The 22,789-nt window shown below is 68.7% G+C and carries 25 protein-coding genes; 18 read left to right on the top strand and 7 right to left on the bottom strand.

Features of this window, described 5'->3' with window-relative positions:
- Window positions 1-254: 254 nt before the first annotated feature.
- Window positions 255-1,412 carry an MFS transporter gene (locus tag GVY64_RS05750; protein WP_159839696.1) on the top strand — a complete coding sequence of 386 codons (1,158 nt, stop codon included), beginning with the start codon at window positions 255-257 and terminating at the stop codon, window positions 1,410-1,412.
- Between the two features lie 78 nt (window positions 1,413-1,490).
- Here the strand turns inward: GVY64_RS05750 and GVY64_RS05745 are convergent, their stop codons facing one another.
- On the bottom strand, window positions 1,491-2,177 hold the full coding sequence (locus tag GVY64_RS05745) for a TetR/AcrR family transcriptional regulator (protein ID WP_159839517.1): 687 nt from the start codon (window positions 2,175-2,177) through the stop codon (window positions 1,491-1,493).
- A 346-nt stretch (window positions 2,178-2,523) separates the two neighbouring features.
- Here GVY64_RS05745 and GVY64_RS05740 point away from each other — a divergent pair, with 346 nt between their 5' ends.
- From GVY64_RS05740 to GVY64_RS05720, 5 genes are all read left to right on the top strand, one after another.
- Window positions 2,524-3,741 carry a lipid-transfer protein gene (locus tag GVY64_RS05740; protein WP_159839515.1) on the top strand — a complete coding sequence of 406 codons (1,218 nt, stop codon included), beginning with the start codon at window positions 2,524-2,526 and terminating at the stop codon, window positions 3,739-3,741.
- Window positions 3,742-3,782: 41 nt separating this feature from the next.
- On the top strand, window positions 3,783-4,220 hold the full coding sequence (locus GVY64_RS05735) for a type II toxin-antitoxin system Rv0910 family toxin (protein ID WP_159839513.1): 438 nt from the start codon (window positions 3,783-3,785) through the stop codon (window positions 4,218-4,220).
- Window positions 4,221-4,290: 70 nt separating this feature from the next.
- Complete coding sequence (locus GVY64_RS05730; protein WP_159839511.1) at window positions 4,291-5,172, top strand: MaoC/PaaZ C-terminal domain-containing protein; 882 nt, start codon at window positions 4,291-4,293, stop codon at window positions 5,170-5,172.
- 74 nt (window positions 5,173-5,246) lie between these two features.
- Window positions 5,247-6,122 carry an SDR family oxidoreductase gene (locus GVY64_RS05725; protein ID WP_159839509.1) on the top strand — a complete coding sequence of 292 codons (876 nt, stop codon included), beginning with the start codon at window positions 5,247-5,249 and terminating at the stop codon, window positions 6,120-6,122.
- A 26-nt stretch (window positions 6,123-6,148) separates the two neighbouring features.
- A complete protein-coding gene (locus tag GVY64_RS05720; protein ID WP_159839507.1) occupies window positions 6,149-7,393 on the top strand; it encodes an acyl-CoA dehydrogenase family protein in 1,245 nt (414 codons plus the stop codon).
- A gap of 349 nt (window positions 7,394-7,742) precedes the next feature.
- On the opposite strand, the gene GVY64_RS05715 is transcribed toward GVY64_RS05720, so the two are convergent.
- Complete coding sequence (locus GVY64_RS05715) at window positions 7,743-8,633, bottom strand: alpha/beta fold hydrolase (protein WP_159839505.1); 891 nt, start codon at window positions 8,631-8,633, stop codon at window positions 7,743-7,745.
- Window positions 8,634-8,695: 62 nt separating this feature from the next.
- On the opposite strand from GVY64_RS05715, the gene GVY64_RS05710 reads away from it, so the two are divergent.
- The 3 genes from GVY64_RS05710 to GVY64_RS05700 are packed head-to-tail and all read left to right on the top strand — an operon-like array spanning window position 8,696 to window position 10,445.
- Window positions 8,696-9,472 (top strand): exodeoxyribonuclease III, encoded by a 777-nt coding sequence (locus tag GVY64_RS05710; RefSeq protein WP_159839503.1) that lies wholly within the window; start codon window positions 8,696-8,698, stop codon window positions 9,470-9,472.
- Window positions 9,469-9,951, top strand: a complete 483-nt coding sequence (locus GVY64_RS05705; protein ID WP_159839501.1) for a ribonuclease domain-containing protein — start codon at window positions 9,469-9,471, stop codon at window positions 9,949-9,951. The genes GVY64_RS05710 and GVY64_RS05705 overlap by 4 nt, the downstream gene beginning before the upstream one ends.
- Window positions 9,951-10,445: a barstar family protein gene (locus tag GVY64_RS05700; RefSeq protein WP_159839499.1), complete on the top strand. Its 495-nt coding sequence runs from the start codon at window positions 9,951-9,953 to the stop codon at window positions 10,443-10,445. The genes GVY64_RS05705 and GVY64_RS05700 overlap by 1 nt, the downstream gene beginning before the upstream one ends.
- A gap of 9 nt (window positions 10,446-10,454) precedes the next feature.
- On the opposite strand, the gene GVY64_RS05695 is transcribed toward GVY64_RS05700, so the two are convergent.
- Entirely contained in the window at window positions 10,455-11,090 is a 636-nt protein-coding gene (locus tag GVY64_RS05695; protein ID WP_236566649.1) for a TetR/AcrR family transcriptional regulator, read from the bottom strand.
- A gap of 150 nt (window positions 11,091-11,240) precedes the next feature.
- Here GVY64_RS05695 and GVY64_RS05690 point away from each other — a divergent pair, with 150 nt between their 5' ends.
- The 3 genes from GVY64_RS05690 (at window position 11,241) to yhjD (ending at window position 14,340) form a co-directional block, all read left to right on the top strand.
- Window positions 11,241-12,173 (top strand): oxygenase MpaB family protein, encoded by a 933-nt coding sequence (locus GVY64_RS05690; RefSeq protein WP_159839495.1) that lies wholly within the window; start codon window positions 11,241-11,243, stop codon window positions 12,171-12,173.
- 21 nt (window positions 12,174-12,194) lie between these two features.
- A complete protein-coding gene (gene trpS, locus GVY64_RS05685) occupies window positions 12,195-13,226 on the top strand; it encodes a tryptophan--tRNA ligase (RefSeq protein ID WP_159839493.1) in 1,032 nt (343 codons plus the stop codon).
- Between the two features lie 82 nt (window positions 13,227-13,308).
- On the top strand, window positions 13,309-14,340 hold the full coding sequence (yhjD, locus tag GVY64_RS05680; RefSeq protein WP_159839695.1) for an inner membrane protein YhjD: 1,032 nt from the start codon (window positions 13,309-13,311) through the stop codon (window positions 14,338-14,340).
- Between the two features lie 36 nt (window positions 14,341-14,376).
- On the opposite strand, the gene GVY64_RS05675 is transcribed toward yhjD, so the two are convergent.
- Window positions 14,377-15,678, bottom strand: coding sequence for a D-alanyl-D-alanine carboxypeptidase family protein (locus tag GVY64_RS05675; RefSeq protein ID WP_159839491.1), 1,302 nt, complete (start codon window positions 15,676-15,678; stop codon window positions 14,377-14,379).
- Window positions 15,679-15,806: 128 nt separating this feature from the next.
- Between GVY64_RS05675 and GVY64_RS05670 the strand changes: the two genes are divergently transcribed.
- Entirely contained in the window at window positions 15,807-17,321 is a 1,515-nt protein-coding gene (locus tag GVY64_RS05670; protein ID WP_159839489.1) for an MFS transporter, read from the top strand.
- Window positions 17,311-17,922 (top strand): TetR family transcriptional regulator, encoded by a 612-nt coding sequence (locus GVY64_RS05665; RefSeq protein WP_159839487.1) that lies wholly within the window; start codon window positions 17,311-17,313, stop codon window positions 17,920-17,922. The genes GVY64_RS05670 and GVY64_RS05665 overlap by 11 nt, the downstream gene beginning before the upstream one ends.
- A 15-nt stretch (window positions 17,923-17,937) precedes the next feature.
- Here the strand turns inward: GVY64_RS05665 and GVY64_RS05660 are convergent, their stop codons facing one another.
- Window positions 17,938-18,837, bottom strand: a complete 900-nt coding sequence (locus GVY64_RS05660) for a phenylalanine 4-monooxygenase (protein WP_159839485.1) — start codon at window positions 18,835-18,837, stop codon at window positions 17,938-17,940.
- Between the two features lie 128 nt (window positions 18,838-18,965).
- On the bottom strand, window positions 18,966-19,487 hold the full coding sequence (locus GVY64_RS05655; RefSeq protein WP_159839483.1) for a DUF4396 domain-containing protein: 522 nt from the start codon (window positions 19,485-19,487) through the stop codon (window positions 18,966-18,968).
- A 107-nt stretch (window positions 19,488-19,594) separates the two neighbouring features.
- Here GVY64_RS05655 and GVY64_RS05650 point away from each other — a divergent pair, with 107 nt between their 5' ends.
- Window positions 19,595-19,792, top strand: coding sequence for a type II toxin-antitoxin system VapB family antitoxin (locus GVY64_RS05650; RefSeq protein WP_159839481.1), 198 nt, complete (start codon window positions 19,595-19,597; stop codon window positions 19,790-19,792).
- Window positions 19,793-19,810: 18 nt separating this feature from the next.
- On the opposite strand, the gene GVY64_RS05645 is transcribed toward GVY64_RS05650, so the two are convergent.
- Window positions 19,811-20,116, bottom strand: coding sequence for a DUF6881 domain-containing protein (locus GVY64_RS05645; protein WP_159839479.1), 306 nt, complete (start codon window positions 20,114-20,116; stop codon window positions 19,811-19,813).
- Window positions 20,117-20,368: 252 nt separating this feature from the next.
- On the opposite strand from GVY64_RS05645, the gene radC reads away from it, so the two are divergent.
- The 3 genes from radC to GVY64_RS05630 are packed head-to-tail and all read left to right on the top strand — an operon-like array spanning window position 20,369 to window position 22,787.
- Window positions 20,369-21,040 carry a RadC family protein gene (gene radC, locus GVY64_RS05640; RefSeq protein ID WP_159839477.1) on the top strand — a complete coding sequence of 224 codons (672 nt, stop codon included), beginning with the start codon at window positions 20,369-20,371 and terminating at the stop codon, window positions 21,038-21,040.
- A 38-nt stretch (window positions 21,041-21,078) separates the two neighbouring features.
- Entirely contained in the window at window positions 21,079-21,765 is a 687-nt protein-coding gene (locus GVY64_RS05635; RefSeq protein WP_236566648.1) for a HEAT repeat domain-containing protein, read from the top strand.
- On the top strand, window positions 21,759-22,787 hold the full coding sequence (locus tag GVY64_RS05630) for a HEAT repeat domain-containing protein (RefSeq protein ID WP_159839475.1): 1,029 nt from the start codon (window positions 21,759-21,761) through the stop codon (window positions 22,785-22,787). Before GVY64_RS05635 ends, GVY64_RS05630 begins: the two co-directional genes overlap by 7 nt.
- Window positions 22,788-22,789: the final 2 nt, after the last annotated feature.

Genomic DNA, 22,789 nt, shown 5'->3' with positions numbered 1-22,789 from the left:
TCCGGACTGTTTTTGCGACGAATTCGCCGGGCGTCGGTGACGCCTGCCGCTGGGAGCGATGTCGCCGCTCGTCAGCTCGGGTCGCCAAGCGCGAATCGTCGTGTCACCTGGTAGTTCACCGGCGGCGCGTGGGCGAACTCACGTTCGCCGGGGAAGCGAATGCGGGCCGGGGCCGGTTACATGAACACGTGACCAGCCCCGTGAGTACCAGTACCGCCGCCCCGCCCGGACGCACCGATTGGCACGTACGGGCCATGCTGGCGCTGGCCCTCGGCGGGTTCGGAATCGGCACGACCGAGTTCGTCACCATGGGTTTGCTGCCGGACATCGCGTCGGCCGTGCACGTCTCCGAGCCGACGGCGGGACACGCGGTGTCGGCCTATGCGCTCGGCGTGGTGATCGGCGCGCCCCTGATCGCGGCGCTGTGCGCGCGGGTGCCGCGCAAGCGGCTGCTCGTGGCGCTCATGGTGGCGTTCACCGTCGGGAACGCGGCGACCGTGTTGGCACCCTCGTTCGGGATGCTCGTTCTGGCGCGGTTCGTGTCGGGATTGCCGCACGGTGCTTATTTCGGTGTCGCCTCGCTGGCCGCCGCCACTCTCGCCCCGGTAGGGCAGCGGGCCAAGGCGGTTGCTGGAGTTATGCTGGGATTGAGCGCCGCCAATGTCGTCGGCGTTCCCGCAGCAACCTGGCTCGGCCAGCACCTCGGCTGGCGCGACGCGTTCGTGGTGGTCGCGCTGATCGGGGTGACCACCGTAGCCGCGCTGCTGCGCTTCGTCCCCGAACTCACCGGCGTCACGGTCACCGATCCGATGACCGAACTCGGCGCGCTGCGCCGTCCGCAGGTGCTGTTGACGCTGCTGGTGGGCGCCGTCGGATTCGGCGGCATGTTCGCCGTCTACACCTACATCGCGACCACGCTCACCGACGTCGCCGGGCTGCGCGCCGGGGCGATCCCGCTGGTGCTGATGTTGTTCGGCGTGGGCATGGTGATCGGCAACATCGTCGGCGGCGTGCTCGCCGATCGCGGTGTGGACCGCGCCATCTCGGTGTCGATGGTCGCGATGACCGTCATCCTCGGCGGCTTCGTCGCCGCCGCGCACAACCCGTACACCGCGGCTTTCGGCGCGTTGCTGGTCGGCGCGTCCGGAGCCGCGCTGGCGCCTGGGCTGCAGACCCGGTTGATGGACGTGGCAGCCGATGCCCAGACCCTCGCCGCCGCCCTCAACCACGCCGCTCTGAACATCGCCAATGCCGCGGGCGCCTGGCTGGGTGGCTTGGTCATCGCGGCGGGCTTGGGTTACACGGCGCCGGCCGTGGTCGGCGCCGCCCTGGCAGCCATCGGCGTCTTGTTGTTCACGGCGACCGTCTGGGCCGCGCGCCCGGCCGTGCGCAAGGAACGAGCGGCGCGGTAGCGCCTTGCCGAGCGCGGGCACTGGAGGCGACGTCGTCTTCCCGGTGCACGACCCTGCGCGTGACCAGCGTCAAGAGGGTCACCCCTGGTGGCCGTCTGAATCCGGACGCACCGGGACGGGTGAGGACTGTTCGGAGCGGGCGGCGAGGGCGCGACCGGCGATCTCGTGCAGGTGCACCGAGGCGCGCCGCCACCGGCGACGGGCGCGCTCGTCGTCGGGGTCGATGAAATTGGAGATCAGGATGCCGCGCAGCGCGTCCATGGCCGTGTAGATGAAATCGCGCGCCTCCTTGCGGCGCACGTCGTCCGGCACGAACCGGGCGACCGCCAGCAAGACGGCGTTGTTCACGAATGGCTCGACCTTCTCCATCGCCGCGGCGAGCACCGGGTCGGTCCGTCCCGCCACCCACAGTTCCACGGTCGCGATGAACAGCGGACCCTGATGTAGGTCCCACAGGAACTCCAGTGCCGCCGCCACCGGATCGTCACCGGCTTCGACCCGCGACATCTCCCGCATGGCGGTTTCGGCGCGCAGCTGCGCGAGATGGCTGATGGCGGCCACCACCAGATCGGTTTTCGAGCCGAAGTGATGCACTTGGGCCCCGCGGGTCACTCCCGCGCGTTCGGCCACCCGTGGCGTCGTGGTGCCGGAGTATCCGTACTCGACCAAGCAGTCCACCGTCGCGTCCAGCAAGCGGGTGCGCATCTCGGTGCTGCGCTGCTCCTGCGTCCGGCGCTGCTGCTTCGCGACTACGCTCCTGGCCATCGCTCGATCCTACACTTACATACACTGCTGTATGTTCCGGCTCGAAGGTGGTTCGGCGATGGGGCCGGGAATCGTTCCGGACGGCCATGGTGGGCGACTTCGCTGTCTCGCAGGGGCGTCGCTCATCCCGGGGTGGCGAGCGGGCGGCTACCGGCGGTGCGTCCAGTCCCGAGGTTCTAAGAACATGCATGTCTCACTGTATGTAGCAGCTGAGCTGTAATCGGCTGGTCGATCAGGTGTCAGTAAGAAGCCCGGGAAGACCTTGCCTCATTTACATACAACCTTGTATGTTTGTTTTTGCTTGGGTCGGCCGCCCCGCGGTGTACGCACAGATGTGAGGAGTTCAATGGCGAACAAGGTCTACGTCGTCGGTGTCGGAATGACGAAGTTCGAAAAGCCCGGCCGCCGCGTGGTCGAGGAGGCCGACGGCACCACCCGCGCCTGGGACTACCCGGACATGGCCAGGGAATCGGGCACCAAGGCGCTCGCGGACGCGGGCATCGCTTACGACCTGGTGGAACAGGCCTACGTCGGCTACGTCTACGGCGAATCCACCTCGGGGCAGCGTGCCGTCTACGAACTCGGCATGACCGGCATTCCGGTGGTCAACGTGAACAACAACTGCTCCACCGGCTCGACGGCGCTGTACCTCGCGGCGCAGGCGATCCGCGGCGGTCTGGCGGATTGCACGCTGGCGCTGGGTTTCGAGAAGATGCAGCCCGGGTCGCTCGGATCCACCTGGGACGACCGCGAGCAGCCGATGGCCAAGCACGTCATGGCGCTGGCCGAGATCTCCGAGGTGCTCTTCCCGGTGGCGCCGTGGATGTTCGGCGCGGCGGGGCGCGAGCACATGAAGCAGTACGGCACCACCGCCGAGCACTTCGCCAGGATCGGCTACAAGAACCACAAGCACTCGGTGAACAACCCGTACTCGCAGTTCCAAGACGAGTACACCCTCGACGACATCCTCGCCTCGCGGATGATCTACGACCCGCTCACCAAACTGCAGTGCTCGCCGACCTCGGACGGATCCGGTGCGGTGATCCTGGCGAGCGAGGCTTTCGTCGACGCCCACGACCTCGCCGGACAGGCGGTGGAGATCGTCGGCCAGGCGATGACCACCGACTTCGCCTCGACCTTCGACCAGACCGCCAAGAACCTGATCGGCTACGACATGAACGTCCAGGCCGCCCGGAAGGTCTACCAGCAGTCGGGGTTGGGCCCGGAGGACTTCCAGGTCATCGAACTGCACGACTGCTTCTCGGCCAACGAACTACTGCTCTACGAAGCGCTCGGGCTGTGTGGCGAGGGCGAGGCCGGGCAACTGGTGGACGACGGCCGGACCACCTACGGCGGCACCTGGGTGGTCAACCCGTCCGGCGGCCTGATCTCCAAGGGGCATCCGCTCGGCGCGACGGGTCTCGCGCAGTGCTCGGAGCTGACCTGGCAGCTGCGCGGCACCGCGGACAAGCGACAGGTGGAAGGCGTCACCGCCGCCCTGCAACACAACATCGGCCTCGGCGGCGCGGCCGTCGTCACCGCCTACCAGCGCGCCGATCGCTGAACGCGAACCGGCCCCGGACGAACTCGACGAGGAGTCGACACATGGGACACATCGAAGCCACCAAAGACGTCAACGCCGCCCCGGAGGCTTTGTGGGCGGTCGTCTCCGACCCGCAGACCTGGGACAAGTGGTTCACCATCCACGAACGCTTCATGGAGGAGCCGCCCGCCGTGCTGAGCGAAGGCGCCAAGCTGGTCGCCAAGATCGTGATGCTCGGCATGGCGAACAAGCTGGAGTGGACCATCGTCGCGGTGGACGCGCCGCACAAGCTGACCCTCGGCGGCACCGGCATGGCCGGGGTGAAGACCGAATTCACCTTCGACATCCGGCCCAACGGCGAGGGAAGCACCGTCCTGGTGTCCGGCGACTTCGAAGGCGCTCTGATCAAGGGCGCGCTCGGCAAAGCCGTGGAGAAGGACGGCATCAAACAGCTGGACCGATCTCTCGAACAACTCGACGCCCTGGCGGTAGCGGCATGAGCGGTCAGGCCCGGAGGCGGCAGCGCAGCGTGACCACGCAGGGCCCCGCTCATGCCGGAAGGCACAGAGCATGAGCGGTCCGGCCCCGGGGACCGCCCGGGTGGTCGAGTTCGACGACAGCGGCTTGGAGACCTGGTCCGACGAGGAGCGTTTCGAGGTCACTGCCGAGCGCGTCGCGGAATACGCCGCCGCGACGAACGATCCGATCGCCGCGCATCTGGCCGGTACGGTGGCCGGGCCGGTCTTCGCCATCGTGCCGGTCTTCGAGGCCATGATGATGCCCGTCATCGATGTCGCGCCGATGGACATCTTCGGCCGGGTCGTGCACGGGGAGCAGGACTTCCATTTCCACCGCGCGATCCGGCCCGGCGATCGGCTGGTGTCGCGGGCGAAGGCGATCGGCTACGCCAGCCGTCCGAACGGGACGGCCATCACCATCCGCATCGAATGCCGCACCGATGCGGGCGAACCGGTCAACGACCAGTACCTGACCGCCTTCTTCCGCAACATCGATGCCGGCGCCACGGTCGGCGCGGCCGCTCCGCCACACAAGTTCGACGAGCGGCTGCGCGAGCAGGATCCGGTCGCCGTGGTGGCGCAGCACGTGGACCACGACCAGACCTTCCGCTACGCACCCGCGTCCGGTGATCCGGTGCCGCTGCACCTGGACGAGCAGGTCGCCAAGGATGCCGGGTTGCCCGGCATCATCGCGCACGGGTTGTGCACCATGGCGTTCGCGTCCTGGGCGGTGCTCACCGAGGTCGCGGCGTCGGATGTGCACCGGCTCCGGCGCTTCGCGGTGCGCTTCGCCAAACTCGTCTTCCCCGGCGACGATCTGCAGACCCGCATCTGGAAGGCGGGCTCCGCCGACGGCGTCACCCGCTACGCCTTCGAGACCGTGCGCGGCGACGATGTCGTGCTCAGCGACGGACTGGCCGAGATCGCCGACTGACCCTCGCGCGGCGGCACCGACACCGCCGCGTTCTTTCTCATCGCCGGAATAGGCGCGACTTCAGGAGACAACACATGGGCGTACTGGCCGGACGGGTCGCCGTCATCACCGGCGCGGGTCGCGGCATCGGCCGCGAGCACGCACTGCTGTTCGCGAAGGAAGGGGCCGCGGTGGTCGTCAACGATCTCGGCGGCAGCAACGCGGGCGAGGGGACCGACACCGGCCCCGCCCAGGAGGTGGTGCGCGAGATCGTCGCCGCCGGCGGCAAGGCGGTGGCCAACACCGACGACGTCGCCACCTGGGACGGCGCGCAGAAGCTGGTCGACCAGGCGGTCGCCGAGTTCGGCGGGCTCGACGTCGTGGTCAACAACGCGGGCATCCTGCGCGACGCCTTCCTCGCGGGCATGTCCGAGGCACAATGGGACGCGGTGATCGCTGTGCATCTCAAGGGCCACGCAGCGGTGCTGCATCACGCCGCCGCGTACTGGAAGCAGCAGTCCAAGGCGGGCAACCAGCCCAAGGCCGCGGTGATCAACACCGCCTCGGCGTCGGGCACCACGCTGCCCAATCCCGGTCAGGCCAATTACGGCGCAGCGAAGGCCGGGATCGCCGCGCTGACCCTGGTGGCCGCCGACGAACTGGCGCGCTACGGCGTGCGGGTCAACGCGATCGCGCCGATCGCGCGCACCCGGCTCACCCTGGCCACGCCCGGTATGGGGGAGATGCTGGCGGCCGAGGCGGAGTCGTCCGAGGGCGGGTTCGACGCCTTCGCGCCGGCCAATATCGCGCCGCTGGTCGCCTACCTGGCCGCGGAGACGTGCCCGATCACCGGGAAGGTGTTCGCGGTGCAGGGCGGCGCGATCTCCGAGCTGGCCGGTTGGCACGATGTGAAGACCATCGAGACCGAGGGCCCCTGGCTGATCGACGACATCGCCGCCCGGCTGCCCTGATCTCGGGGAACGTGAGGAGAACGACGATGTTCGAATGGTCCGAGACCGATCTGCTGATCCGCGACGCCGTCCGGGCGTTCATCGACCGGGAGATCCGCCCGAATCTGGACGCGCTCGACAGCGGCGAATTGCCGCCCTACCCCGTCATCCGGAAGCTGTTCCGCGAGTTCGGGATCGACGTAATGGGCGGCGAGGCTGTGCAAAAGATGCTGGCCAAGCAGGAGGCGCGCGCGGCGGGGGAGCCGAAGCAGGAGAAGAAGGCCTCCGGCGCGAGCCCGTTCGCGGGACAGGAATCGCTGATGGCGGTGCTCATCGGCGAGCTGTCCGGGGTGTGCATGGGCTTGGTCTCCGCGATGGGGGTGAGCATCGGTCTCGGCGCCACCACGATCATGTCGCGAGGCACCCTGGCGCAGAAGCAGCGCTGGCTGGAGGACATCGTCACCATGCGCAAGGTGGCGTCCTGGGCGATCACCGAGCCGGACTCCGGTTCCGACGCGTTCGGCGGCATGAAAACCTACGTCAAGCGCGACGGGGAGGACTACCTGCTCAACGGTCAGAAGACCTTCATCACCAACGGCCCGTACGCCGACGTGATGATCGTCTACGCGAAGCTCGACGACGGCGCGGGTGGCGACAAGCGCGACCGCAAGGTGCTCGCGTTCGTGCTGGAGAAGGGCATGCCCGGCCTCACCCAGGGCAAGCCGTTCAAGAAGATGGGCTTGCACTCCTCGCCGACCGGTGAGCTGTTCTTCGACAACGTGCGCGTCGGCCGGGACCGGCTGCTCGGCGAGACCGAGGAGCACAAGGGCGGGGACGGGCGGGAGAGCGCGCGCTCCAGCTTCACCGCCGAGCGCGTCGGCGTGGCGTTCATGGCGCTGGGCATCATCAACGAGTGTCATCGGCTGTGCGTCGAGTACGCCAAGACCCGCAAGCTCTGGGGCCAGGAGATCGGGCGGTTCCAGCTGGTCCAGTTGAAGCTGGCGAAGATGGAGATCGCGCGGATCAACGTGCAGAACATGGTGTTCAACACGCTCGAGCGCGGCCGGGCGGGCAAACCCCCGACGCTGGCCGAGGCCTCCGCGATGAAGTTGTACGCCTCCGAGGCCGCCACCGAAGTCGCCATGGAAGCGGTCCAGCTCTTCGGCGGCAACGGTTACATGACCGAGTACCGCGTGGAGCAGCTCGCCCGCGACGCCAAGTCGCTGATGATCTACGCGGGCAGCAACGAGATCCAGGTGACCCACATCGCGAAGGGATTGCTGGCGCAGTAACCCGACAACTTCGCTCGCCGTGGACGCGGTGGCGCCTTCAGGTGCGACTATCCCTGGACGCGACCACCTCGTCTCACCTGCGGGCCGAGTGAAGCGATGTCCACTCCGCTTGGCGGTCACCCGGAGAAGTCTCCCGAAACGGCGAACCACGGGCCGTAGCGCTCGGCCCCTGACGCGTCCAGCGCACCTCGACCACGTCTTTCGAGCGAAGCGAGACCGAGCATCGCCCGTTCGCGGCCCGGCTCGCGTGCGCGCGGCCGCCGCGTCCGCGACGACGGAGCAAGCGGCGGTCGCGCACACACGAGCCACAAGGGGGCCGCGAACACGCCGCGACGAAGTCGCGGCCAATCTACACAGCGCGTAACCGGGTGCGGCTGGCGTACACGTGCTCGGCGATGAGGGTGGCGATGCGGTCGGGCGCTTCCAGCATCGGTACATGGCCGACGCCGTTGACCAGGATGCGGTCGGCGGATTCGGGCAGTTCCTTCAGGTAGCGGCGGGCGTACACACGGTTGGGGATGACCCGGTCGTACTCCGAGAGCAGCAGCCGGACCGGCGTGCGGAGGGTGGACAGGTCTTCTTGGGCCGGCGCCCGCATCGCGCCGAGAATCATCGGCACCATCGCCGGGCAGTGCAGTGCGGCGGCGAGGGCGGCGGCCGCGTCGCGCCGTGGCACCGCGGAGGCATGCTTGCTCAGGGCGAGCAGCGCGATCCGCTGGGCGAGCGGGTTGCCGATCGCGAATCCGCCCAAGCGCTTGCCGATTTCGACGATCGGGACCAGGGACAGGAATTTCAGGTTGACCCGCCACTGCGTCAGCGAGGGCGCGTGCCAGCCGCCCGCGGGCGCGATGAGCGTCAGGGTGCGGGCTCGTCCGCGGCGGGCGAGTTCGACGCCGACCAAGCCGCCGAGCGAGTTGCCCGCGATATGGCAGGTGCGCCAACCCAGTTCGTCGAGCTGTTCGCAGATCCGGTCGGCCAGCGTCGACACGTTCACCGCCGGTCCCTCGGCGGGCGCGCCGCCCCAGTGGCCCGCGAACGCGGGCGCGAACACTTCGCAGTGTGTCGACAGTCGCGCGGCGGTCTGCTCCCAGCAGTGCGGCGACATCATGAATCCGTGCAGCAACAGCAGCGGGTCGCCGGAACCCACATGCAATGCCTTGATCGGCTGGGGCTGTTTCGCCCGGGTGGATCCGCGCGCGGCGGCGGAGGAGGACTGGGAGGTGTCGGACGACATCGTCATCACCCCTTCCTGGACGGCAGTGTCCGGGGGACTTCATCTGACCAGCATTGTACGGTCGTGGGGTGCCGTATATCTCGACAGTGAACGTGAACGGTGTCCGCGCGGCCGCGGGCAAGGGGCTGCTGGCCTGGCTCACGGCCACCGAGGCGGACTTCGTCTGCGTGCAGGAGACCCGCGCCACCGACGAGCAGGTCAGGGCCGCGCTGGCGCCCGCGCTCGACGCGGGATGGCAGCTGTCGCATGCCGAGCCGGAGTCCAAGGGGCGCGCCGGTGTCGGCATCCTGTCCCGGCGGGCGCCGAGCGCGGTGCGAGTCGGCTTCGGCAGCGGTGAATTCGCGGCTGCCGGACGCTATGTCGAGGCCGATTTCGGCGAGTTCACCGTGGCCAGCGTCTACGTGCACTCCGGCGACGCGGGCACGGTTCGCCAAGAAGAGAAGTATCGTTTCATGGCCGAGCTCGGCGCGTACCTCGCGGCTCGAACGGGGGATTTCGTGGTCGCCGGGGACTGGAACATCGCGCACACCGAGCGGGACCTGAAGAACTGGAAGGGCAACCTGAAGTCGGCCGGATTCCTGCCGCAGGAGCGGGCGTGGATCGACGAACTGCTGGCCGCCGGATACGTCGACGTGGTGCGCAGGCTGCATCCCGAGGTCGACGGTCCGTACAGCTGGTGGTCCTACCGTGGCCGCGCGTTCGACAACGACAGCGGCTGGCGCATCGACTATCACCTGGCCCGAGGCGATCTGGCCACCCGCGCCAAAGCCGCGGTGGTGGAGCGCGCCGCCGCCTACGACCAGCGCTGGTCCGACCACGCTCCCGTCACGGTGCAGTACCGATGAACCGGGCGCGATGGATGCGTGGTCTCGGCGTCCTGGGCGCGGTCGCTCTGGTGCTGCTGGCCGCGGTGCTCGCGCTGCACGACGGTGGCGATACCACCACGGCCGCGCCGACGAGTCGCGCGACGACCGTCGCGGTGACCACGACCGCCGCCGCCCCGCGCGGTGGGGACACCGCTTCGCCGGTCACCCAGGCGGCCGGCGTCCCGGAGCGCGCGTACGTCACCCTCCGGGAGATCGATGCGGGACGGTGGCCGGACTCGGCGAACGCCCCGGGCACCAAGGGGGGCGAGCGATGGCAGAACCGCGGCCGCGACCTGCCTACCACCGACGGCTCAGGTAAACCGATCACCTATCAGGAATGGGACGTCAATCCCAAGCAGCCCGGCCGATCCCGCGACGCCGAACGCATCGTCACCGGCAGCGACGGCTCGGCCTGGTACACCGGCGACCACTACCAGACCTTCACGAGGATGCGCTGATGACAAAGACCGTCACGCTGTCGCAGTTCCTTGCCCGGCCCGACGCGGACGACGCGCCACCCAGCGCCGAACTCGCACCGCCGGGCGTCACGTTCGGCGCCCTCGCGGTCGACGCCGCCGAGTTCAGCGCGGTGCGGGACAAGGCGCCTTCCGGCTATCTGGTGCGCGAGCTGCGCGGCGCGAAGATGCCGACCACCGCCCGGCTGTTCGACGAGTTCGCCGCCGCGTTCCAGTTTCCGTACTACTTCGGGGAGAACAAGGACGCGTTCGACGAATGCCTGCGTGACCTGGACGATTTTGTCGGCGAGGGCGCCGGATACGTTGCCGTGGTGCGCGAGTCGGCCGAATTGCTGGCCGAGGAGCCGATCGAGCGCGACTGGTTCGCCGAGGCCATGCGCGACTGCGCCGCCTACTGGTCGCGGCGGGACGTGCTCTTCCGGGTCGTGCTGCAAGGCGACGCGCCCGACCTGCAGGATGTGTCGCTGCGGCTGTGAGCGGGGCCGTTACCGCAATTTGTCGGCCAGGTCCTCGCCGAGCAGGACGAAGACGTCGACCGTGTGCTCGATCAGTTCGTCGCGTGTGAGATTCAGATCGCCCTGCAGCCAAGCGGTCAGCGTCTGCACCAGCCCCCCGACCAGGTAGAGGGCGCGGAAGTCGACCGCCGAGGCGGGGGCCGAATCGGGCATCCGATAGAAGTCGGTGCCCTCCGCGGCCACCATCCGCGCGAACCCGCGAACGGTGTCGGTGGTGCGGGCGCGCAGGTCGGGCGTCGCCATGCCCGCGATCAACGCTGCCTTCGCCTTGCGCGGGTCGTCGGTGAGCAGGTGCACGCCCGCGGTGATCGCGGCGTGCGCGGTGGCGCGCGTGTCCGGCGCGGCGGTGCGCACGGCCGCGAGAATGGCCGCCGCCAGTTCTTCGGCGATCCCGTCGATCAGGGCGGTGAGCACGGCGTCGCGGCTGTCGAAGTTCTCATAGTAGTACCGCTCGTTGAGACCGGCCCGCGCGCACAAACCCGACACGGTGAGTTTCCCCAGCCCTTCCGTGCCGATGATGTCGAGCGCGGCCTCGAGCAACGCGCCGCGCCGCTGCGCCCGGCGCTCTTCGGCGGATATGCCTCCATAGGTTCGTTGCGCCGTCACAGTTCGATTCTTACAGGCGTCGGATGTACCGGCGGCTGCCTTGCTGTCACGCTGCCCGACGCGGCTCGGCAACATTCTGGAGGTATCTCTTGCCAGAATATTGGATTCTGGTGGATGCTATTGCCAGATGTTCTCGACGAGGAGGCGGCGATGTCCGAGCCCGGCTATTTCAGTGACCACTCGATGGTCCGGCGGGTGATGAGCAAGCGCGTGGTCGGGCTGACCTACGGCTTGCGCGCGCTGGTGATCGGCGCGGTGCATCCGCTGCTCTACGTCGGCACCGCGGAGAACACCGAGCACCGGATGACGCCCTACACTCGGCTCGCGCTGACCGGCCGCCTGTTCGAGGCGGTGTTCCTCGGCAGCAGAGCCGAGGCCGACCGCGCGCTGGCATTCACCAGGAAACAGCACGTCAAGGTGCGTGGCGCGCTACCGGAGGACGCCGGAGCCCACCATCCGGCGGGGACGGGATATTCCGCGCTCGACCCGCACCTGATGTTCATGACGATGGCCTTCACGTTCGACTCCGCCGAGGTGATGTACGACCTGCTGGTGCGCACCATGACCGACGGCGAGCGGGAGGGGCTCTACCAGGACTACGTGCGCTGGGCCGAGCTGTTCGGAATGCCCGCGGACGCCGCACCGGCCGATTACCCCGGGTTCCGGGCCTACTTCGACGACTATCTCGCCTCCGACCAACTGTTCCTGACCGACGAGGCGCGGCTGGTCGGTGCCTACCTGGCCGGACAGCGCGTCCCGTATGCGCAGGGCGTGCCGATGCAGCAGGTCACCTCCGCGTTCTACCTGCTGGTGCAGGGCAGTCTGCCGGCCCGCATCCGGCGGATGTACGGCATGCGCTGGGGTGCGGTCGAGGAGGTCGCCTACCGGGGTCTTTCCCAGGCGGTCCGCACCGCGCACGTGTCGGTTCCGCTGGTGCCCCCGGTGCTGCGGGACACGCTCGCCGGCCCCAGCGCGCCGGTCTACAAAATGCTGTCCCGGCGTGAGCACGAACTGGTCAGCGGCGGCAAGCCGAGCATGCCCGGGGTGGACCCGCGCAACTGGGTGCAGCGAAATTCGGCTTGAGCCGCATGCGAAGATCGGGGTATGTCCAGTCCTGCGCCCAGCCCGGCCGCCGAACGCAAACAGCGGGTTCTGTCCGGGATCCAGCCGACCAGCTCCTCGTTTCATCTAGGGAACTATCTTGGCGCGCTGCAGTACTGGGTGACCATGCAGGACGACTACGACGCGCTGTATTTCATCCCGGATCTGCACGCGATCACGGTGCCGCAGGAGCCCAAGGAGCTGAGGCTGCGCACCAAGGCCGCCGCCGCCCAACTGCTGGCGCTCGGCATCGACCCGAAGAAGTCGACCCTGTTCGTGCAGAGTCAGGTGCCCGAGCACGCCGAACTGGCCTGGGTGCTCAGCTGCATCACCGGTTTCGGTGAGGCCGGCCGGATGACCCAGTTCAAGGACAAGTCGGTGAAGCAGGGGGCGGAGAACGCGACCGTCGGCCTGTTCACCTACCCGGTGCTGATGGCCGCCGACATCCTGCTCTACCGCGCCCATCAGGTGCCCGTCGGCGAGGACCAGCGTCAGCACCTGGAGCTGACCCGTAACCTGGCCCAGCGCTTCAACACTCGGTTCAAGAAGACGTTCGTGGTGCCGGAGGCGCACATCGTCAAGGGCACGGCGAAGATCTACGACCTGCAGGATCCGACCGCGAAGATGAGCAAGTCCGCCTCCACCGACGCGGGCCTGATCAACCTGCTCGACGACCCGAAGGTCACCGCGAAGAAGGTGAAATCCGCGGTCACCGACACCGAACGCGAGATCCGGTACGACCCGGAGCGCAAGCCGGGTGTCAGCAACCTGCTGGTGATCCTGAGCTCGCTGACCGGTGCGCCGATCGTCACCCTGGAGAAGGACTTCGAGGGCAAGGGCTACGGCGAGCTGAAAGCCGACGTGGCCGACGCGCTGGTCGAATTTGTCACGCCGCTGCGGGCGAAGGTGCAAGAGTACATGTCGGATCAAGGTGAACTCGACCGTGTACTCGCCGCCGGAGCCGAGCGCGCGCGAGAGATCGCCGGCAACACCCTCGCACAGGTCTACGACCGGGTCGGTTTGCTGAGTCGCTAGGCTGCCGAGTCTTCGCCGGGCGGTTGTCGCGCGCCCGCCCGGGTAACACCGGTGTGAGGTCTCTCGGTCGAAGGGGCGAATGGTGCAGGTGATCGACAACGTCAAAGCCGGGATCGAACGGCGGATTCAGGCGCAGCCGTGGCTGGACCACTTGGTCCGTACCGCGGGACGCTATCAGCGGCAACGCGGGGACTACTACGCGGCGGGCATCACGTATTTCACTGTGCTGTCGTTGTTTCCGCTGCTCATGATCGCCTTCTCGGTCGCGGGCGTGGTCTTGTCCAGTAATCCGGAACTGCTCCAGGAGTTACAGGCCAAAATCATCGAGAACGTTCCCGGTTCATTCGGCACTCAGCTGAACGACCTGGTGAATCAGGCGGTCGATTCCCGCGGCACAGTCGGCACCCTGGGTTTGCTCACCGGCATCTACAGCGGGCTCGGTTGGATGGCCAACCTGCGCGCCGCGCTCACCGAGCAATGGGAGCAGAAGTCTCCGGACGGCAATTGGCTGATGACCAAGCTGTCCGATCTGGGGGCGCTGATCGGTCTCGGGCTCGCCTTCGCCGTGTCGCTCGGGTTGTCGGCGTTGGCGTCGAGCACCCTCGGCAGCCGGTTGCTCGAGAGCATCGGCCTCGACGAAGCCCCCGGCGCGGGCGTGCTGCTGTGGCTGTTGTCCACTTCGCTCGGGTTCCTCGCCTCCTGGGCGGTGTTCGCGTGGGTCATCGCCCGGTTGCCCCGGGAGCCGGTGACGCTGGCCAGCGCCGCCAAGGCGGCTGCCATGGCCGCGCTGGTGTTCGAGGTGTTCAAGATCGTCGCGTCGATCTATCTGCGATCGGTGCTGAGCAGCCCCGCGGGCGCCACATTCGGCTCGATCATCGGACTGATGGTGTTCAGTTACGTCACCTACCGCATCGTCCTGTTCGCCACCGCATGGGCCGCCACCGCGACGGAGAACGAGCCGGAAGCGGAGATTCCCGCACCCGGACCCGCTGTGATAGCGCCGCGGGTCAGGGCAGGCGAGATATCGGCGGGCGTGGGCGCCGCCTACTTCGGCGCGGGCGCCCTTGCCGCCCTGGCGCTTTCCGGCCTACGTAAGTTGCCCGGCCGTCGTTGATCTGTCCGCCGCGCCAGTGTTCGTGCGCGGGTTCGATCAGCGTCGCCGGTTGGCCTGCCGTGCGGCTAGCAGCAGCGCGGCGACCACGAGGACACCGCCGATGATCAGCACGGTCCTGGCGCCGGCGCGGCGATCCTCGGCCGCGGGCATCGCGGACGGGTCGCTGCCCGGCACCGACGGAGTGGCCCGGTCGCTGTCCGCCGTGGGCGGCGCGGCCAACGTGACCGCGCTCTGGTCCCGCTGCGGCACCACCGCACCGGGCAGGTTGCCGATGGAGGCGCCGCGGGGCAGTGCGAATCCGTAATCGAGCAGGTGGGCGGCCTGTTCCCAGGGCCGCAACGGCTGCACGTCGGCCTTGAGCAGGGTGACGGCGAGTCTGCGGCCGCCCCGCTGGGCGGCGGCGACGAAGGTCTGGCGCGCGTCGTCGGTGAAGCCGGTCTTGCCGCCGAGCGCGCCGTCGTAGTTGTAGAGCAACTGGTTGTCGTTGCCGATCGGGTAGCCGGGACGGTCGGTGTCGCCGGGAATCGCCGGGTCGGCCGGGTAGCCCGGGAAGTCGACCTGCTCGGTGTGGATCAGTTCGGCGAACAACGGGATGGTCATGGCCTCGCGGAACAGCACGGCGAGGTCGTAGGCCGACGTGCTCATCCCGGGTCCGTCCAGCCCCGACGGCGTGGCCGTGCGAGTGTCCATGGCGCGCAAGGACTTCGCCAAGTCGTTCATCTTCGCGACGGTCGCGGCGTCACCGCCGAGCTGCGCGGCGATGGCATGCGCCGCGTCGTTGCCCGAAGCCATGATCAGCGCCTGCATGAGCTGCCGGTTCGTATACCGGCCGCCGGGGCCGATGCCGACGCGGGTGCCGTCGACATCGGCGTCGGCCTGCGTGCCGACCACCACCTTGTCCAGCTTCAGCGTGCGCAGCGCCAGTGTGGCCAGCAGCACTTTGATCGTGCTGGCGGGCCGGTAACGCCCGTGCGGGTCCTTCGCGGCCAGCACTTCGCCGCTGTCCAGATCCGCGACCAGCCAAGCCGTCGCCGAAATGTCCTGCGGGGCGGGCGGCGCGGCTTTGGGAAGCACCACACCGCATTCGCCGAGGCGCGCGCCGCCGATCGGCGGGGAGGGGATCGGCAGCGGGGTCGGGGTCGGCTGTCCGGGCGCGGGCACTTCGGAGGCGTCGATCGGCGCGGGCGGCAACGTCTTCTGCGGGCAGCCGTCGGTGTTCGGGGTGGTGAACGGCGTAGTGGTGCCGGGCTCGGCGAGCGACGGCGCGGCCGTCGCTCCGATCGCGGCGACGGCCAGCACGACGCCCACGCAGAGCAAGGCACGGCGAGTGATCTTCATCGCCGATGAGCCTAGCGAGCGAGCCGGTGATCGGCCGCACACGCTTGCGCGTCCGAACCAGATATTGACAGACTCTACTAAATGGCAGTTACTATCAAATAGTTGCAACTACCATTTATGGAGGCACCATGAAGAACGACTCGCCCCGGCGCTGGCTCGCCCTCGGCCCGCTGGCCGTGGCGATGTTGACGATCGGGCTCGATGTCACCGTGCTGACCGTGGCGCTGCCCACGCTCGCGATCGACCTGAACGCGAATACCGCCGCGCTGCAATGGTTCAGCAGCGCCTACACGCTGGCGCTGGCCGCCGTGATGCTGCCCGCGGGCGCGCTCGGCGACCGCTACGGCCGAAAAAAGTTCCTACTGGCCGCCCTGGCGTTGTTCGGCGTCGCGTCCGTCGCTTGTGCCGTGGCCGGCTCCCCCGGCGAGCTCATCGCGGCGCGGGTCGTGCTCGGTATCGCGGCGGCGGCGATGATGCCGCTGTCGATGTCGGTGCTGCCGGCGATGTTCCCCGAACCGGCCGATCTCCAGCGAGCGCTCACCATCTGGATCACCTCGACCGCGATCGGCTTGCCGCTGGGTCCGATCGTGGGCGGCTGGCTGCTGCGCAACTTCTGGTGGGGGTCGGTGTTCCTGATCAACGTGCCGATGGTCGTGATCGGCGCGCTGGCCGTCGCCGTACTCGTGCCCGAATCGCGGAGCGCGCAGCGCTTCCGGATCGATCTGCCCGGAGTGGCACTGTCCGCGGCGGGCATGCTCGGGCTCACCTACGGCTTCATCCGGATCGGTGAGCAGGGCTGGAGCGACGGCCCGGCCTGGGCGACCGTCGCGGCCGGTGTGCTGCTGCTCGGCGCGTTCCTGGCCTGGCAGCGCAAGGCCGCGCATCCGCTGGTCGACCTCGCGTTGTTCGCGACGGACGGATTCCGCTGGGGCACAGCATTTTCCATCGTGGTGAACTTCGCCATGTTCGGCATGTTCTTCACCGTTCCGCAGTACTTCCAAGCGGTGCTCGGCGTGGACGCGCTGGGCAGCGGCCTGCGATTGCTTCCGCTGATCGGTGGGTTGCTGGTCGGCAGCAGACTGGTCGACAAGGTGCTGCCGAAACTGGGCCTTCGCATCGTGATCACCGCAGGGTTCACCCTGTTGGCCGGTTCGCTGGTGCTGGGCGCGCTCACCACGGTGGACAGCGGCTACGGCTTCACCGCGGTGTGGCTGACGCTGCTCGGCGCCGGAATGGGGTTGGTGATGCCCGCCGCGATGGGCATGGCGATGGGTGAACTGGACGCGGAGCGCTCCGGCTCGGGTTCCGCGCTGCTACAGGCGCTGCGCCAGGCGGGCGGCACCATCGGCGTCGCGGTGCTGGGCACCGTGCTGTCCACCCGGTACCGATCCGGACTCGGCGCGCTGAACCGCGAACCGATCGACGACGGTGTGAACGCGGGCGTCGCCACCGCACGCAAGCTAGGAGATCCGTCGATGCTGCACCACGTGCAGGTGGCCTTTCTCGGTGGCATGAGCGCGATGCTCTGGGCCTGCGCGGGGCTGTGCCTGCTGGCGGCCGTGCTCGCGGCGACCGTGATGCGTGCGCGGCAACCCGCCGGGGCGCCGGAGCCGGGTGCGGCAGAATCAATACATGTCGGTTGAGCTACCCGCGAACGGGACGGCGCAGGGTTTGCGCGAGCGGAAGAAGGAACGGACCCGCCGGACGATTCGTCTCGAGGCTTTCCGGCTGTTCCGCGAGCAGGGTTACAACGAGACGACCGTCGAGCAGATCGCCGCGGCCGCCGATGTCTCGCCGAGCACCTTCTTCCGCTACTTCCCGTCCAAGGAACAGTTGGTGCTCGCCGACGACCTGGATCCGGCGCTGATCGAAGCGCTGCGGCGTCAGCCGCGGCATATCGGGCCGATGGCGGCTTTCCGCAACGCCGTGCTCGAGGTCTTCGGCAATCTGCCCGCCGCCGAGCTGGCGTTCGAGCAGGAGCGGCAGGCGCTGCTGTATCACGTGCCGGAGCTGCGGTCGGCCATCGGCTTGGAGATCATCCGCAGCATCGACCTCATCGCGACCCTGCTGGCCGATCATCTGGGCCGGGCCGCCGACGACTTCGAGGTGCGGGTGGCGGCGGGCGCGATGGCGGGCGCGGCCCTCGGCATGGCGACGATGACGCCGTTGAACGTCGAGAACATCACCCGCACCCTGGATTTCCTGGACGCGGGCATGCCGCTCGGCCCGCGGACCGAGTCCTGAGGTCGTGACCCGGCGCTAGCGCGCCGTGGCGGTGCGCGCGTGCCGCAAGCGATCCGGTGTTTCGTCGTCCATGGTCGCGAAGAAGCCGCCGATCACGTCCTCGATCTCGGCGATCGAGTCCGCGCAGTGCAGAATCGGCTGGTAGTGCGTGATGTCGTAGGTCGCGGTGCCCATCTGGGCGATGTCGAGCGGGCGCAGCTCGGCGTGCCGGAACTCCTCGATCTCCCCGTAGGACGACAGCAGGCCCGCGCCGTAACAGCGGACCTCGCCGCGTTCCCGGACGACGCCGAACTCCATCGAGAACCAGAAGACGTCGGCGAGGAATTTCAAGGCGCGGTCGGTGGTCAGGCGCGCGACCGCCGCACCGACCGTCGCGTAGATCGCCGCGAAGCGCGGGCTGGCGATCTGGTTGGCGTGACCGATGATCTCGTGGATGGCGTCCGGCTCAGGGGTGTACAACGGCGCGGAGTGATGCCGGATGTACTGCGTGGAGTGGAAGATCCGATCGGCGAACGAGCCGAAGAACTCCCGCAGCGGCACCAGGCCCGCGGCCGGCGCGTAACGGAACCCGGTCAGTGGTGCCAGCGCGGCGGAGACCTCGTCCAGTTGCGGGATGTGATCGGTGGGCAACGCGAGCGCCTCGGCGGCCGCGAGTACCTCCGCGCTGGCATAGCTGCGATGTTTGCGGGCGAGTTCGGCCGACACGATTCGCCACACCTGCTGCTCTTCGTCGGTGTAGGCGATGTGGGGGAGCGGCTTTCCCGGCGCGTAGTCCAGCGCCAGCGCCGCGATGGCGTTGCGCCGGGCCCGGTATACCGGGTCGTGCACGCCGGGGTGCTCCTCGCTCAGGTGCACGGTCACGTCGCCGTCGCCGGTGCGGGTCACCGGCGAGTACAGCTGCGCCTCGGTGAACATATCTCGATGCAAGCACCGCCCGAACCCGCCGACAACAAAAGCCCGTTCAGCTGAGCAAACTGCCTAGCTGAACGGGCCAGCGGCCGACAATCCCGGCACTGGAAGGCGCGGATCCGGCGGCGTGCTGATCAGTGGCCGCCGTGCAGCGAATGCACCACCGCGTGGCCTTTGCCGCGGCCGATCATCCACTTGTTGACCGGCGTGGTCACCACGAAGGCCACCGCGAAGGCGACGGCGAGGGTGGCCCAGAACAGCACCGTGTCCAGGTGGGCGTCCATCGCACCCGGGACCGCCAGGATCACGGCGTTGTCCACGATCTCCATGACCGTGATGGACACCGTGTCGGCGGCCAGTGCGGTGCCGATCGCGGCGGCCAACGGCAGGCCCGCCCGCAGCACGCCGCGCATGGTGAACGCGTAGCCGAACACGAACGCCAGCACGATGGCCAGCACCATCGTCGAGGCGTTGTTCCAGCCCAGCGCGGTGCCGATCACCATGCCGAGGATCTCGCCGATGGCACAGCCGGTGAGGCAGTGCAGCGTCGCCATGGCCGCCATCCGCCAGGTAGCGGGGGCGTGGTGTCCGGCGTGCTGTGCGGTGTGCGTGGCGTGCGAGGTGTGCTCGGCCGACGGGTGGTGCCTGTGTTCCATGCGGTGAACTATACCCCCGTAAGGTATCAACGCAAGCCCGAGTTCCTGATTTGCCGGACATGAGCGGGCGCCATGCCGCAAGATGGCGAAAGTACGAAGGAGGGCGCATGAAATCCGTGCGGATCGATCTCGACCAGGACTTACTCGCCGCGGCCGCCGCCATCATGGGCACGGCGACCAGCGACGCCACGATCAACGAGGCCTTGCGCCGGATCGTCGTGCACGAGCGCCAGCTGCACAATCTGGCGCGGCTCGCCGCGAAGGCGTTCGTCGGGCTACCGGACGTCGCGGTGGTGGACCGCTAGACCCTTCGATCGAGCGGGCTATCGGGGGGAGGTAGCCCGTCGCTCGTCGAGAGCGCGCCGCCAGACCGCGTCGAACTCCGCGGCGTCGATCTGTAGTGCGGTGAATTCGGTCTCCTCGCTCAGCTCCTCCGGGGTCGGAACCGGGATCTGCCCGAGTTCGGTGGTGCCGGTGCCGCGATCGGAATCGGCCCAGTCGCGGTGCCCGTCGCGGAAGACTTCGACCTTGCGCACCTCGAAGCCGTCGTCACCGATCTCGCTGTACAGCTCGACCGGTTCGTCGTCGAAATCGTGGTGCCATTGCGCCTTCAGGTACCACATCGCCATCAGCTCCCCAGCTCGCGACCGACTCGGTTACCGAACCGCACATCAGCCAGCATATGGGCGCGGCGTCCCGCTGCCGAGTCGTCCGTACGGTTCGCCGGCGCGCGGGCCTCGGGGCGAGAATCGGCGTTCTGCTGCTGAGCGCTCGGGTCGGTACGCCGAGGAACCGGCCAGGCCGGGCCGGTCCCGGCCGAACTGTCGGTGGCCGCTGGCAGAATCCCGGGCACTGTTGGCGTGAGGCGAGGGGTGGGGTTCATGGCGGTCTCTCTAGTCGACGTGCCGGTGACGCAGCGGCCGCGCGAACGGTTGCTGGCACTCGGGCCGCACGCGCTGAGCGACGCGGAGTTGCTGGCCCTGCTGTTACGGCAGGGCAGGCGCGGTGCGAGCGCGCTGGACCTGGCGGTGGAGCTGCTGGTCGAGCACGGCGGGCTCGCCGGGCTGGCGTCCGCGCGTCCGGAGGAGTTGTCGCGCAGGGCGGGCATCGGCGTGGCGAAGGCCGCCGCGATCATCGCCGCCTTCCACCTCGGCGCGCGAGCGCGCGGCAGGCCGGACACGTCGATCCGGCTCGCCTGCTCCGCCGACGTGGCCGCCAGCGCCCTCCCGCTGTTCGTGGGCTGCCGGGTCGAACGCCTGCTCGTGCTCGTCTGCGACGCGCAGAACCGCCTGCGCCAGAAGGTTTTCGTCGCCGAGGGCGCCATCGACCAGGTCGCGGTCCCCGTCCGGGAAATCCTGAACACCGTCCTGCGCCACGACGGCCGAGCCTTCGCCATCGTGCACAACCACCCCTCCGGAGACCCGACCCCCAGCTCAGACGACCGTCGCACCACCACCATGCTCACCGAAGCCGCCCACACCGTAGGCCTCCGCTTCCTCGACCACGTGGTGATCGCGGGGGAGAGGTGGACGAGTGCCCCCGGCTTCGCTTGACCTTCTCACTGTGTGAAGGCCTTCACTGGCTGTCGGAGGTGGTCCCCATCAATTCGACACACAGCAATACACAGCACACCCGGCTGCTCGACGCATTGGCGGCCGCGAACTCGTCGACGCGGCTGCAGGCGGCGCTGGCGGTAGGCACGCATCCCGAACCCGGTTTCATCGATGCCCTGCTAGAGCGGTCCGCGATCGAGCCGGACTTCTTCGTACGGGACATGCTCACCTGGGCGCTGACTCGGCTCCCGGCGGAGCTCACGGTGCCGAAACTGCTCACGGAGGTGCGTTCCGAGCGGGCGCAGGCCCGCAGCCAAGCGTTGCACACGCTGTCGAAGATCGGGGATCCGAGCGCGTGGCCGGCGATCACGCGCTCGTTGCTGCACGATGCCGACGATGAAGTCGCGCGGAGTGCCTGGCGCGCTGCCGTCGTTCTCGTGCCCGACGAAACGAAAGAATGGCTGGGCGCGGAACTGGCAGGGCAATTCGGCCGGGGAGACCGGGAGGTACGGTTGAGCCTGAGCCGCGCTCTCGTCGCGCTCGGGGAGGTGATCGAGCCGGTCCTCCGGACCGCGATGGCGAATTCCGACCCGACGGTGCGGGCGCATGCGCGCGCCACGGAGCGGCTCCTACGCGATCCGGACGCCGGATTCGACATGGCCATCGATGAGGCGCGGCGGGTCGTCGCGCTCGGCCCGGATCGGGAGGAGACGACTGCGTGCTGATCGGTGAGGTGGCGCGCCGCTCGGGAGTGAGCGCCCGCATGCTCAGGCACTACGACGCACTCGGGCTGGTGCGACCGACCGGCCGCACCGTGGGCGGTTACCGGGAATACTCTCCGGAAGACATCCGGCGGATCTTCCACGTCGAGGGCCTGCGCTCCCTGGGGCTGTCACTGAGCCAGATCGGACGCGCTCTCGATGATGCCGCGTTCACCCCGTCCGCGCTGGTCGGCGACCTCATTCGGAAGACCGAAGAACGACTGAACCGGGAGCGAGAACTTCTGGAGCGGCTTCGTACGGTCGATTCGGCCGAACCCTCGGACTGGCAAGACGTCCTGCGCATCGTCGAACTGCTGCACGGACTCGGTTCGCAGAGCCCCGCCCGGCGGCAGCAGGCCGTCCTGGCCCCGGCCGAGGACGTAGCGGTGCCTGCCGAACTGCTGGCCGAGGCGGTGCTCACCGAATCCGATCCGTATGTGGCCGGGGCTTTGCGGTGGGCACTCGCGCGGTCCGGCGGTGACGGCGTGGCGAGCGTGGCATCCGGCATGGGCTCGGCTGACATCGACGTCCGGCGGCGCGCGGTGCTCGCGCTCGCCGAGCTACCGGGCGACGAGGCGACCGCGGTGCTCACGGACGCGCTCGACGACGAGGACGCGACGGTCCGCAGACATGCCGCTCTGGCACTTGGTGCGCGGGGCGTGACCCGGGCCGTGCCCGCGCTTGTCGGCACGGTGGTCGAAGGCCCGAACGACGTCGAGGCGGCCGAACTCTTGGGAACGCTGGCGCAGGACGCGGAGTGGGCGGATCGGATCATCAGTGCGCTGGTCGAACAGCTCACCGCATATGCGGCGGACTCGGCGGTGCGAATCCGACTGACCCAGGCGCTCGCTGAAATGCCGGGGACCATCGCGCTGGATACCCTGCGGCAACTGTCCTGCGATGAGGATCGCGCCGTGGCGGCCATAGCCTCGGCCCTCGTGGAAACGCTCGTAGAACGACCGGGCGAGGAGCCGGGGCAACCCTGACC

Source organism: Nocardia sp. CY41 (assembly GCF_009829325.1).
In the GTDB taxonomy this organism is placed as follows: Bacteria; Actinomycetota; Actinomycetes; order Mycobacteriales; family Mycobacteriaceae; genus Nocardia.
The sequence above is the reverse complement of the archived record's forward strand: the minus strand, read 5'-3'. Positions and strand labels throughout refer to the sequence as shown.

Bases quoted from the DNA above. Each gene is read 5' to 3' on its own strand.
- GVY64_RS05750 (WP_159839696.1), top strand. From the start codon at position 255: ATGCTGGCGCTGGCCCTCGGCGGGTTCGGAATCGGCACGACCGAGTTC.
- GVY64_RS05745 (WP_159839517.1), bottom strand. From the start codon at position 2,177: ATGGCCAGGAGCGTAGTCGCGAAGCAGCAGCGCCGGACGCAGGAGCAG.
- GVY64_RS05740 (WP_159839515.1), top strand. From the start codon at position 2,524: ATGGCGAACAAGGTCTACGTCGTCGGTGTCGGAATGACGAAGTTCGAA.
- GVY64_RS05735 (WP_159839513.1), top strand. From the start codon at position 3,783: ATGGGACACATCGAAGCCACCAAAGACGTCAACGCCGCCCCGGAGGCT.
- GVY64_RS05730 (WP_159839511.1), top strand. From the start codon at position 4,291: ATGAGCGGTCCGGCCCCGGGGACCGCCCGGGTGGTCGAGTTCGACGAC.
- GVY64_RS05725 (WP_159839509.1), top strand. From the start codon at position 5,247: ATGGGCGTACTGGCCGGACGGGTCGCCGTCATCACCGGCGCGGGTCGC.
- GVY64_RS05720 (WP_159839507.1), top strand. From the start codon at position 6,149: ATGTTCGAATGGTCCGAGACCGATCTGCTGATCCGCGACGCCGTCCGG.
- GVY64_RS05715 (WP_159839505.1), bottom strand. From the start codon at position 8,633: ATGACGATGTCGTCCGACACCTCCCAGTCCTCCTCCGCCGCCGCGCGC.
- GVY64_RS05705 (WP_159839501.1), top strand. From the start codon at position 9,469: ATGAACCGGGCGCGATGGATGCGTGGTCTCGGCGTCCTGGGCGCGGTC.
- GVY64_RS05700 (WP_159839499.1), top strand. From the start codon at position 9,951: ATGACAAAGACCGTCACGCTGTCGCAGTTCCTTGCCCGGCCCGACGCG.
- GVY64_RS05690 (WP_159839495.1), top strand. From the start codon at position 11,241: ATGTCCGAGCCCGGCTATTTCAGTGACCACTCGATGGTCCGGCGGGTG.
- trpS (WP_159839493.1), top strand. From the start codon at position 12,195: ATGTCCAGTCCTGCGCCCAGCCCGGCCGCCGAACGCAAACAGCGGGTT.
- GVY64_RS05675 (WP_159839491.1), bottom strand. From the start codon at position 15,678: ATGAAGATCACTCGCCGTGCCTTGCTCTGCGTGGGCGTCGTGCTGGCC.
- GVY64_RS05670 (WP_159839489.1), top strand. From the start codon at position 15,807: ATGAAGAACGACTCGCCCCGGCGCTGGCTCGCCCTCGGCCCGCTGGCC.
- GVY64_RS05665 (WP_159839487.1), top strand. From the start codon at position 17,311: ATGTCGGTTGAGCTACCCGCGAACGGGACGGCGCAGGGTTTGCGCGAG.
- GVY64_RS05660 (WP_159839485.1), bottom strand. From the start codon at position 18,837: ATGTTCACCGAGGCGCAGCTGTACTCGCCGGTGACCCGCACCGGCGAC.
- GVY64_RS05655 (WP_159839483.1), bottom strand. From the start codon at position 19,487: ATGGAACACAGGCACCACCCGTCGGCCGAGCACACCTCGCACGCCACG.
- GVY64_RS05650 (WP_159839481.1), top strand. From the start codon at position 19,595: ATGAAATCCGTGCGGATCGATCTCGACCAGGACTTACTCGCCGCGGCC.
- GVY64_RS05645 (WP_159839479.1), bottom strand. From the start codon at position 20,116: ATGGCGATGTGGTACCTGAAGGCGCAATGGCACCACGATTTCGACGAC.
- radC (WP_159839477.1), top strand. From the start codon at position 20,369: ATGGCGGTCTCTCTAGTCGACGTGCCGGTGACGCAGCGGCCGCGCGAA.